General features: G+C 62.0%; 8 protein-coding genes. 2 read left to right on the top strand and 6 right to left on the bottom strand.

What is annotated here, in order from left to right:
* The 5 genes from uvrA to AC22G6_RS21530 form a co-directional block, all read right to left on the bottom strand.
* A partial coding sequence (uvrA, locus tag AC22G6_RS21550; protein WP_487368476.1) for an excinuclease ABC subunit UvrA occupies positions 1-3,697 on the bottom strand: 3,697 nt, incomplete at its 3' end.
* A gap of 162 nt (positions 3,698-3,859) precedes the next feature.
* Positions 3,860-4,291, bottom strand: a complete 432-nt coding sequence (locus tag AC22G6_RS21545) for a hypothetical protein (RefSeq protein ID WP_487368475.1) — start codon at positions 4,289-4,291, stop codon at positions 3,860-3,862.
* 127 nt (positions 4,292-4,418) lie between these two features.
* On the bottom strand, positions 4,419-4,976 hold the full coding sequence (gene efp, locus AC22G6_RS21540; protein ID WP_108949974.1) for an elongation factor P: 558 nt from the start codon (positions 4,974-4,976) through the stop codon (positions 4,419-4,421).
* A 63-nt stretch (positions 4,977-5,039) separates the two neighbouring features.
* The gene (earP, locus tag AC22G6_RS21535; RefSeq protein WP_487368474.1) at positions 5,040-6,209 is read right to left on the bottom strand and encodes an elongation factor P maturation arginine rhamnosyltransferase EarP; all 1,170 of its coding nucleotides are present in this window, start codon (positions 6,207-6,209) and stop codon (positions 5,040-5,042) included.
* Positions 6,210-6,508: 299 nt separating this feature from the next.
* Positions 6,509-7,243: a 16S rRNA pseudouridine(516) synthase gene (locus tag AC22G6_RS21530; RefSeq protein ID WP_487368473.1), complete on the bottom strand. Its 735-nt coding sequence runs from the start codon at positions 7,241-7,243 to the stop codon at positions 6,509-6,511.
* Positions 7,244-7,357: 114 nt separating this feature from the next.
* Here AC22G6_RS21530 and AC22G6_RS21525 point away from each other — a divergent pair, with 114 nt between their 5' ends.
* Both AC22G6_RS21525 and AC22G6_RS21520 read left to right on the top strand, forming a co-directional pair.
* On the top strand, positions 7,358-7,828 hold the full coding sequence (locus tag AC22G6_RS21525; protein WP_108949977.1) for an SRPBCC family protein: 471 nt from the start codon (positions 7,358-7,360) through the stop codon (positions 7,826-7,828).
* Positions 7,829-7,894: 66 nt separating this feature from the next.
* The gene (locus AC22G6_RS21520) at positions 7,895-8,854 is read left to right on the top strand and encodes a recombination-associated protein RdgC (RefSeq protein WP_487368472.1); all 960 of its coding nucleotides are present in this window, start codon (positions 7,895-7,897) and stop codon (positions 8,852-8,854) included.
* Positions 8,855-9,262: 408 nt separating this feature from the next.
* Here the strand turns inward: AC22G6_RS21520 and AC22G6_RS21515 are convergent.
* Positions 9,263-10,429, bottom strand: a 1,167-nt coding sequence (locus tag AC22G6_RS21515; RefSeq protein ID WP_487368471.1) for an iron-containing alcohol dehydrogenase, incomplete at its 5' end; no start/stop codon positions are given.

Raw genomic sequence — 10,429 nt, 5'->3', positions numbered from 1 at the left:
TGAGCACGCCTTTTCCATGCTCCAGCGCAGCACCGACGAACTCGCGCAAGGTCGCCTCGTGTTCCGGCTGCACCACCACCATGCCAAGCGGCAGTTCGATGGAGTGCTCCTTGTAGCGGTCAAGCCGCGGCCATTTGGCGGTCGGCAGATACTCGCCATCCACCCGCAGCTGTGCATGGCCCTTGCCCCGCGCCCATTTGGCGAGATCGGTGTACAAACCCTTGCGGTTGGTGACCAGCGGCGCCAGCACTTCAACCGATGCGCCCCGCAGTTCGCGCTGGATCTGGGCGACGATCGCCTCGAAGCTCTGCGGTGTCACCGGTACCTGGCAGTCCGGGCAGTACTGGGTGCCGAGCTTGACGTACATCAGGCGCAGGAAGGGGTGGATCTCGGTCAGCGTCGCCACCGTACTCTTGCGCCCACCACGACTGGTGCGCTGCTCGATCGCCACCGTGGGCGGAATACCGAACACTCCGTCGACATCCGGTCGGCTCGACGGCTGCACGAACTGGCGCGCGTAGGCGTTGAGCGACTCCAGATAGCGGCGCTGGCCCTCGCCAAACACGATATCGAACGCCAGTGTCGACTTGCCCGAGCCCGACAGGCCGGTGACCACGGTGAAGCGGTCGCGCGGAATCGACACGCTGATGTTCTTCAGGTTGTGCTCACGCGCATGATGAATCTCGATCGCCGGTGCCGTCAGCGCACGGTAGGCCACCGGCGCTTCGGCCACCATCGCCGGTACAGCGCGGGTGCGCGCCAGCGCTTCCGCATACTCGCGCAGCGCAAGCCCGGTGTGAGATGAAGGATGTGCCCGCACCTGCTCCGGACTGCCCTCGACCACGATTTCGCCACCCCCTTCGCCGCCTTCCGGGCCAAGGTCGATGATCCAGTCGGCCGCTGCGATCACATCGAGGTTGTGCTCGATCACGATCAGCGAATTGCCCGCTTCGAGCAGCTTGTTGAACGCCCCCAGCAGGGTGGCGACGTCTTCGAAATGCAGACCGGTCGTCGGTTCGTCGAACAGGAAGAGCAGACCAGGCGCAGCGTCCACCGCCTTATCCACGGACTTGCCAACAGCCTTATCCACAGCTTTCGACGCACGACTGCCCTTCTTCTGCGCCGCGCTTGCCAGATGGCCGGCCAGCTTCAGTCGCTGCGCCTCACCACCCGACAGCGTCGGCACTGGCTGCCCCAGACGCAGATAATCGAGGCCGACGTCGGACAGGGGTGCGAGCGCGGCCAGCACCTTGGGCTGATCGGCGAAGAAGCCCAGCGCCTCGCGCACCGTCATCTCCAGCACATCGGCCACCGAATGGCCACGCCATTGCAGCTCAAGCACTTCAGGGCGATAGCGCTTGCCGTCGCAATCCGGGCAGCGCAGCCAGACATCCGACAGGAACTGCATCTCGACGTGCTCGAAGCCCGAACCGGTGCAGGTCGGGCAGCGCCCATGGCCGGCGTTGAAACTGAAAGTGCCGGGCGAATAGCCGCGCTCCTTGGCTTCGGGCAGGGCGGCAAACAGGTTGCGGATCGGATCCCAGGCGCCGACATAACTGACCGGGTTTGAGCGCGAGCTCTTGCCGATAGCCGACTGATCGACCATGACCACGCCGCGGAGTCCGTCTACGCCCTCCAGCCGGTCGAAGGCGCCCGGCGTGTCCACCGCCTCGCCAAATTGCTTTGCCAGCGCAGGATAGAGCACATCCTGGATCAGGCTCGACTTGCCCGAACCCGACACCCCGGTCAGGCAGGTCATGCGCTGCAGCGGGAAAGACACGCTGATTCCGCGCAGATTGTGCTCACGTGCGCCGATCAGCGTCAGACGCGGCGTCGCGGTATCGACCGGACGTGACGGACGCTCCACATCGATACGTTTCCTGCCCGCCAGCCAGGGACCGGTGACCGAATCCGGATTGGCGGTGATCTCCGCCGGCGTGCCGCGGGCGACGATATTGCCACCGCGCTCGCCAGGACCGGGACCGATCTCGAGCAACTCGTCCGCCGCCACCATGACCTGCGGATCGTGCTCAACCACTACCAGCGTGTTGCCGGCATCGCGCAGCCGCGTCATCACCCCCAGAATGCGGCCGATATCCCGCGGGTGCAGGCCGATCGAAGGTTCGTCGAGTACGAACAGCGTATTCACCAGCGAGGTACCGAGCGCCGTCGTCAGGTTGATGCGCTGCACCTCGCCGCCGGAGAGCGTCCGCGACTGCCGGTCGAGCGTCAGGTAGCCCAGCCCGACATCGGACAGATAGGTCAGCCGGCTGCGAATCTCGCCCAGCACCAGCTCGGTCGCCTCGTCCGCCACCCCGGGCAGCTCAAGCGCGGTGATGGCTTCGCGGATGCGATCGACCGGCATCGCCATCAGCTGGTGGATCGCCAACCCTCCTTTTTCAAAGGGGTCAGAGTCGTTTGATCGAGCGGTCAGATCAAACGACTCTGACCCCTTTGAAACGGGCAAGCGCCACAGCAAGGCGTCGGGTTTGAGGCGCGCGCCGTGGCAGGAGGGACATTCGGTGTAGCTGCGGTAGCGCGAGAGCAGCACCCGGATGTGCATCTTGTAGGCCTTGGTCTCGAGCCAGACGAAGAAATGGCGCACGCCGTACCAGTAACGCGGCCATGAGCTGTCCCAGTTCTTCCACTTGGCGTCGCCTTCGAGCACCCACTGCCGGTGTTCCGGTGGCAGGTCGCGGAAGGGCACGTCCATCGCCACCCCGGCCTTCTTCGCCATCTTTGCCAGATCCTGCTGGCACTCGCGATAGCTCTCTGTCTGCCACGGCTTGATCGCGCCCTCGGCGAGCGTCTTCGATTCATCCGGGATCACCAGGCCGAAATCCACCCCGATGACACGGCCGAACCCGCGACAGGTCTCGCACGCCCCGATCGGCGAATTGAAGGAGAACAGGCCCGGGGTCGGATCGCTGTAGTGGATGTCGCAGTCGGCGCAATGCAGACCCTGCGAATAGCGCCACTCAGCCTCTTCGCCATCGCCGGCGGCAAACACACGCAAGCGGCCATGACCCAGACGCAGTGCCACTTCCAGCGCTTCAGCCAGACGCGAGGGCTCGGCCGCCGAGAAGCGGAAGCGGTCCTGCACGACCTGCAGCACATCGGCGTCCACACCCTCTTCGCGCCGATGGATGCGGGTATAGCCCTGTGCGTTGAGCAGCGCGGTGATCTCGGCCTCGCTGTAGGTTTTCGGCACGGTGAGCGGAAAGCAGACCATCAGTCGCGGATCGCCTGCGGCCGCAGCGCGACGGCCGAGGTCCTCACCGATGCTGTCGACCGAGTCACGCTTGACCGGCATGCCGCAGCAGCGGCAGTGCAGATGCGAGGCGCGGGCGTAGAGCAGCTTGAAGTGGTCCGCAAGCTCGGTCATGGTCCCGACCGTGGAGCGCGAGGTGCGCACCTGGCTGGTCTGATCGATCGCGATGGCCGGCGGCACGCCCTCGATGCGGTCGACCTGAGGCTTGTCCATGCGGTCGAGAAACTGCCGCGCGTAGGGCGAGAAGGTCTCGACGTAGCGGCGCTGCCCCTCTGCGTACAAGGTGTCGAACACCAGCGAGGACTTGCCCGAACCGGATACGCCGGTCACCACCGTGAGGCGGTTCAGCGACAGGTCGAGCGAGAGATTGCGGAGATTGTTCTGACGTGCGCCGCGAATGCGGATGCTGTCTTTGAGGTCGGGCATGGCTGGGCTGCTGGAGGGGCGCAAGATGGTCATTGTAGGCTGCAGACCCCATCCCAGGACGATAGGTTCAAGCAGCCATCACAATCATATCGAACGCGCCCGGCAAAACCGGATCAGCCCGATCCGGTCCGGGTGTCAGCGACGCATGAGCGCCAGTAGCGCTTATTCCGCAGGCTTTTCCTGCGGTACCTGCGGCACTTCCTCGGGCTTGTTACGCACTGCATCAACGACGCCCTTGCCCGCATCCTTGATCCGCTTTGCCGCTTCCAGGGTGGCATCGGCAATGCGTCTTGCGGCCTGCTCGGTGGCTTCCTTGGCGTCGAGTGCGGTTTCACCCGCCGATTCGACGACCTCAGCCGCCTTCTCGCTGCCAGTCTCGGCTTGCTCTGCAGCCTGCTCGGTCACGGCCTCGACGACGGCCTTGCCGGCTTCTCCTGCCTTCACTGCTGCTTCACCGGCTTTCTCGATCGCCTCTTTGGCGGCGTCCACCGCCTCGCTGGCAGATTGTTCGACCTTGTCGGCCGGCTTGTCCTCGCTGCAACCGGCGAGAATAAGGGTGCTTGCAGCGGCCATTGCGGCCAGCAGGGTTTTCATCGGTCTCATCTCATGCATTTGGGCGAATTGAAGCTTGCACCGTCTGACCGGAAAATTCTGTCAGATACTTCCCGTATTGACCAAAACAAAGGGCCCGTGAGGGCCCCTTACATTGGATCGGTGCAAATTACTTCACGCGAGCGCGGTATTCGTCAGTGCGGGTATCGATTTCGATCTTGTCGCCGATTTCGACGAAGGCCGGAACCGGCAGTTCGAAACCGGTCTTGATACGGGCCGGCTTCATGACCTTGCCCGAGGTGTCGCCCTTCACGGCCGGCTCGGTGTATTCCACTTCGCGCACGACGGCGTTGGGCAGCTCGACCGAGATCGCCTTGCCGTTGTAGAACACCACTTCGCAGGCCAGGCCGTCTTCGAGGTACTTGAGCGCGTCGGTCATGTTTTCGGCTTCGACTTCGTACTGCTCGTAGTCGGCGTCCATGAACACGTACATCGGATCAGCGAAGTAGGAGTAGGTCACTTCCTTGCGGTCAAGCTGGACCACTTCGAACTTGTCGTCAGCCTTGTAAACCGATTCCGACGGCGCGCCGGTCAGCAGGTTCTTGAGCTTCATCTTCACGACCGCAGCGTTGCGGCCGGACTTGTTGTACTCGGATTTCTGTACCACCAGCGGGTCGGCGCCGACCATGATGACGTTGCCCGAGCGGAGTTCCTGTGCGGTTTTCATGCTGTGTCCTGAACTTGATGCGGCGCGACCGTAGACGCTAACCCGATACGAAAGCGCGCGATTCTACCCTCTCGCGTCGACTATGTGGTTGCAGAATTGCGTCAGACGCATCGCCAGATCCGGCATCGCCGCCTGGCTCAGGCCCCAGTTCTCCGCGTGTGGACCGATCACCGGAAGGGCTTCGGCAAACGCAGACCACGCGGCAGCAGGCACTCCGCGACCGTTCCAGGCATGCCAGAACGCTACGAGCGCTTCGGCCACCGCCGGGTCCAGACCCGCACGATAGCGTTGCAAAAAAGCATCAAGCTTGTCGAAGTGCGCCTCGTCGTCCTGCGCATAGATGTGCCAGACGAAAGGCTTGCCCGCCCATTGCGCGCGCACAAACGAATCCTCGCCGCGCACGAAATTCAGGTCGCTCACCCACAGCAGGCGATCGTAAGCGTCCTGGTCGGTGAAGGGCAACACGGCGAGCGAGAGACTGCCTTTGAGCAGTCGCGCCCCCGCGCTCAGCCCGTGCACACCGAAGGCCCGCGCAAGGTCGCCCAGCACCCGGCCTTCAGGCACCAGCAGCAGCACCGGGCGGCTGCTCCGCGCCCATATCTCGACAAGATCCGTCAGCCCCGGCTGCTCGTAGGCAAACAGGGAAACGATCAGCGTATCCGCGCCAGGAAGTGCGACCTCGTTCGTCGCCAGCCATGCGGCCCGCCCGCCTTGCTGCAGAAAGCCGTCACGGGATGCAATCAGCCCGGTCTCGCGCAACAGCCCGCCACCGGCGGCATCGAACCCGGGAAAAAAGAAGTGTTTGGTCAAGGGCTGTAACGGATGGGGCGAAGCCAGACCATGGCAACCGCTCACCCAGTCTTCGGCCGACAGATACTCGAGGTTGATCCAGACCGGCGCCACAGGCCGTGCAGCCATCGCTTCGACGTGGGCCTCGGGCAAGGTACAGGCGAAGGCCTCGATGACCACAGCGGCCGGCTCAAGCTGCTCGAGCGGCATCGTCCACTGCCGGATGTCGACGCCCTCGACCACCGCCTGCTGCACTGCAGTGCGAAGCACCTGACACAGGCGCGAAAACGCGACGAAGTCGTCCACCCAGAGTCGCACCCGAAAGCCGTGATCGCGCACGAGTGAACGCGCAAGTCGCCAGCAGACGCCGATATCCCCATAGTTATCCACAACCTGACAGAAAATCTCGTAGTCAGGCGGGGGAAGAAGCGCGTTTTCGGTCATCGTCGTGAACAAGTCGGGGGATTAAAGCGGGAAAGGATGTGGACAAAGGCTTAGGAAGGAAATGGCCGGAAAAGCATGGACATTTCATGCACAGCTGATTAGGGGGTTTATCAACCTGCTTATCAGACCGCGAATCTTGCGCTGCAGCAGGCGCTATCCGAGTTATCCACAGATTTTGGTCCACTGTTTACTTCTTTATCTTTATATTTAATAAAGTAAACAACAAACAAAAGCTCAAACAAAAAGGCGGTCCGAGTCCGGCAAACACCTGCCGGAACCCAGGACCGCCTGCGGGTCAATCAGGAATAGTTGTTGAGCTGCTCAAGGTCGGCAGCTTCCAGCCAGCGCCATTCACCCGGGGCCAGCTGCGCATCGAGTTCGAGTCCGCCGACACGGCTGCGGTGCAGGGCTTCCACCCGGTTGCTGGCTGCACCGATCATGCGCTTGACCTGGTGATACTTGCCTTCGCACAGGGTGAGCTGCAGCGTATGCGAACCGGTCTGAACACAGGCCGTTGCCGCAACCGGTGCGGGTTCGTCATGCATCTGCACCCCGGCAAGGAGCGCCGCAATCAGTTCGGGCGTCACTTCGTGCTTGAGCGTGACCTCGTAGACCTTGGGCGTGCGCTTCTTGCCCGAACTCCAGTAGTGAATGAACTTGCCATTGTCGGAAAACAGCAGCAGCCCGGTCGTATCCTGGTCGAGTCGGCCGATGCTCTGCACACCGCGCAGCAGCATCTGCGGTGGCAGCAGCTTGAAAACGGAGGGGTGAAAGGTCGGTTTCAGCGAACATTCGTAGCCGACCGGCTTGTGCAGCATCAGGTAAGCCTCGGCGCGGAACTGCCACGGCTGATCGCCGATCGTGAACTCGAGCCCGGGAACACCATCGCTGCCGCCGGGTTCAAACTCTGCGAAAGGGTCGTCACACGGAACACCGGCAACACTGACGTGCCCGGCACGGACGAGGGCGCGGCATTCCTTGCGGCTGCCGAAACCCTGGGAGTGGAGAAGTCGTTCGATTTGCATGGCTGGCATGGTATCGCGGATGCCCCCTGCGCTTCATCCCATCTCCACCAGGGCCGGCGCCAGCGCTGCGACCATCCACAAGCTCGGGGTAAACTGCGGGCCTGACCGGCAAGGAGACCGTCTTTGAAATTCGAACATCTCATCGAGGTCAATGACCTCGCCAATCCGCTGCTTACCGTGCTTAGCCGCGAAGAAGTCTGGTTCGGCCTGTTGTGCCGCGCCGAGGATTCGCGTGCGTTTCTCCCCGGACTCGAGCGCTGCACCATCCTTGAACGCAAGGAAGGCGAACTCCTGCGCGAACTCAATTTCGGACAGGTCAGCATTCGCGACCGGGTGCTCTTCAGCGAACTCGAGTGGATCAGCTTCGAATCCGAAGCCACCGCAGAGCACGCGGGCGGCAAACTGGTGATCAGCATCGAAGAGCCCGAGGCCGGCGTGCTGTTCCTGCGCTTCGTCTATTCGACCAGCCTGCCCGACGCCAACGGAAGCGAAGAGGCAAAGTATGCTGATATCGTTCGCTCTGCCTATCATCAGTCCGACATCGACACCATGAAGGTGATCCGCATGATCGCCGAATCGGGACGGCTGCAATAATCCTTTCCATCCGGCGTCCGTTGCCGATGCAGCGGGCGCTTTTTCGTTCACATCAGGAAATAAATCATGTGGTTCAAGAACCTGCAGTTGTATCGCCTGCCCGCAGGGTGGGACATGAGCATCGAGAAACTGGAAGAGCAACTGGCCAAGAAGCCCTTCAACCCGTGTGGCAGCCAGGACATGGAGAGTCGTGGCTGGCTCTCGCCCCTGGGTAACGACGTTCTGGTCCATGCAGTGGGTGGCCAGTGGCTGATCGCACTTGGTTTCGAACATCGTCTGCTGCCGTCCTCCGTGGTCAAGCAGGAAGCCGACGAACGCGCAGCAGAAATGGCCGACCAGCAAGGCTTCAAACTTGGTCGCAAGCAGATGAAGGATCTGCGCGAACAGGTCGCACAGGAACTGATGCCGCGCGCCTTTACCCGTCGTCGTCGCCTTCACGCCTGGATCGACCCGGTTGGCGGCTGGCTGGCGGTGGACGCGCCAAGTCAGGCCCGCGCCGAAGATGTCATCGAAGAACTGCGTCACTGCCTCGACAGTTTCCCGCTGACGCTGGTGCGCACCGAACGCTCGCCGGTTTCGGCAATGGCCGACTGGCTTGCAGGCAACGAAGCGCCGGCAGGTTTCAGCATCGACCAGGACTGCGAACTGCGTTCGGTCACCGAGGACAAGGCAGCTGTTCGTTACGTTCGTCATCCGCTCGAAGGCGACGAGATCAAGGGTCACCTCGAGGCCGGCAAGTTGCCGACACGTCTGGCCCTGACCTTTGACGACCGCGTGAGTTTCGTTCTGACCGACAAGCTCGAGATCAAGCGCATCGATTTCCTCGACGTGGTGCGCGACCAGATCGACGGTCAGGCAGAAGACGAAGAGGCGCTGTTCAACGCCGAGTTTGCCCTGATGACCGGCGAGCTGGGTCAGTTGCTGCCTGCTGTCGTTGAAGCACTGGGTGGCGAATTGAAGCAGGAAGCCACAACGGAGATTCATTCGGCAGTGACGAAGTCAGCTGCAGGTGATCCACCGTTCTGAGCGGGCACGAGGGCGTAAGCCCGAGAGCAGGTCAAGAGCGCTGTCGCATTTGCGGCGGCGCTTTTTTTTTTGGGTGTTCAAAGGGTGTACACAGTATTTAAAGATTTAAAAGACTATAAAGATTATAGTGCCCCGAAATCTGTGGATAAGCACTTTTAACCCATATAAAACAGTTTCTTGAATGTCTGGTAAACGTGTGCACAGCACCCTGGTAAACGACAGGATCATTTGTTGATGAAATTTCTGCCGGTGGTGTTTACTCAACTTATCCACAATCTGCAGGGTGTCTGAATAACAGCTTATACATGCTGCTTTTCGTGCACTTTCGATGCGGCTGGTCATCGCGGTGGACGTAAAAAAGGGAAGGAATCCATCGGATCCTCCCCTTCCTTGAACACGAAAACAGATCTACAGAATCGATCGATAGATTGCCGTGACCTCTTCCAGGTTCATGTCGCAAGGGTTGGTGGCGATCAGGCGTTGAATCTGCGTCACCACTTCTTCGGCCATGCCGGGAATGTCGCCTTCGCCGACCCCCAGCTGGCTCAGACGGGTTTCGAGCCCACCATATCCGGCCATCTCTTCCATTCGACTGACGAAGGCCTCTGCGGCTTCCGCTTCGGACGCAAAGCTGCGGCCAGGGAGTACGCACAGCGCCAGCTCGGCGTAGGCGGCTGTGGCAGCCCTGAGGTTGAAGCGCAGTACCGGCCCCATCACCAGGGCGTTGGAATGCCCGTGCGGGACGTGGAAGCGTGCGCCAAGCGGGTAGGCAAGACCGTGGATGGCCGCAACGGAAGCATTGACGAAGGCCATACCACCCAGCATCGCGCCTTCCAGCACGGCCGAACGCGCCTGCAGATCCTGACCGTTCTCGAGGACACGTGGAAGGTTGCGTGAGAGCAGTTCAAGTGCCTTGCGTGCAAGGGCGTCGGCAACCGGGTTCTTGCGCGTACGACTGGTGTAGGCCTCGATGGCATGCACCATCGCATCGAGCGCGGTTGCTGCGCTGACCTTGGGTGGCATGCCTACGGTCAGTCCAGCGTCGAGCAGGGCGATGTCGGGCAGCAGCTGGGGCGTATAGACGGCCTTCTTCTCACCATTCTCGTTGGTGATGACGGACACCCAGGTGACCTCCGAGCCGGTACCGGCCGTGGTCGGTACCTGAATCAGCGGCAGGCGGCCGCCAGTGGCCATGTCGACGCCGTAGATTTCTTCGATCGTTTGTGTCGAATGCGCCAGCAAGGCCACGACCTTGGCGGTATCCAGTGAGGAACCGCCGCCGAGCCCGATGATGCCGTCGGCCTCGGCGGTTCTTGCCGCTTCCACCGCCTTGCGCACCATCTCCACCGGAGGGTCGGCAAGGACGGCATCGAAGGTCGCGGCTTTCAGTCCCGCCGCAGCGAGGACCCTGCTTGCCCGACCGGCGATGCCGCAGGCGACGATCCCCTGGTCGCACACCAGCAGCGGCCGTTTGATCCCCAGTTCCTGCGCGAGCTGACCGAGGCGTTCGAGACCGTCGATCTCGGAGATGATCCGTGGCGGGGCACGGAATACGAAATCAGTCATTTGGGTCTC

The organism is Parazoarcus sp. PS-13 R2A (assembly GCF_057621855.1).
The sequence above is the reverse complement of the archived record's forward strand: the minus strand, read 5'-3'. Positions and strand labels throughout refer to the sequence as shown.

What these genes read in the sequence shown, in the direction of transcription:
- AC22G6_RS21545 (WP_487368475.1), bottom strand. Translation starts at nt 4,291, where the DNA reads ATGAAAACCCTGCTGGCCGCAATGGCCGCTGCAAGCACCCTTATTCTC.
- efp (WP_108949974.1), bottom strand. Translation starts at nt 4,976, where the DNA reads ATGAAAACCGCACAGGAACTCCGCTCGGGCAACGTCATCATGGTCGGC.
- earP (WP_487368474.1), bottom strand. Translation starts at nt 6,209, where the DNA reads ATGACCGAAAACGCGCTTCTTCCCCCGCCTGACTACGAGATTTTCTGT.
- AC22G6_RS21530 (WP_487368473.1), bottom strand. Translation starts at nt 7,243, where the DNA reads ATGCCAGCCATGCAAATCGAACGACTTCTCCACTCCCAGGGTTTCGGC.
- AC22G6_RS21520 (WP_487368472.1), top strand. Translation starts at nt 7,895, where the DNA reads ATGTGGTTCAAGAACCTGCAGTTGTATCGCCTGCCCGCAGGGTGGGAC.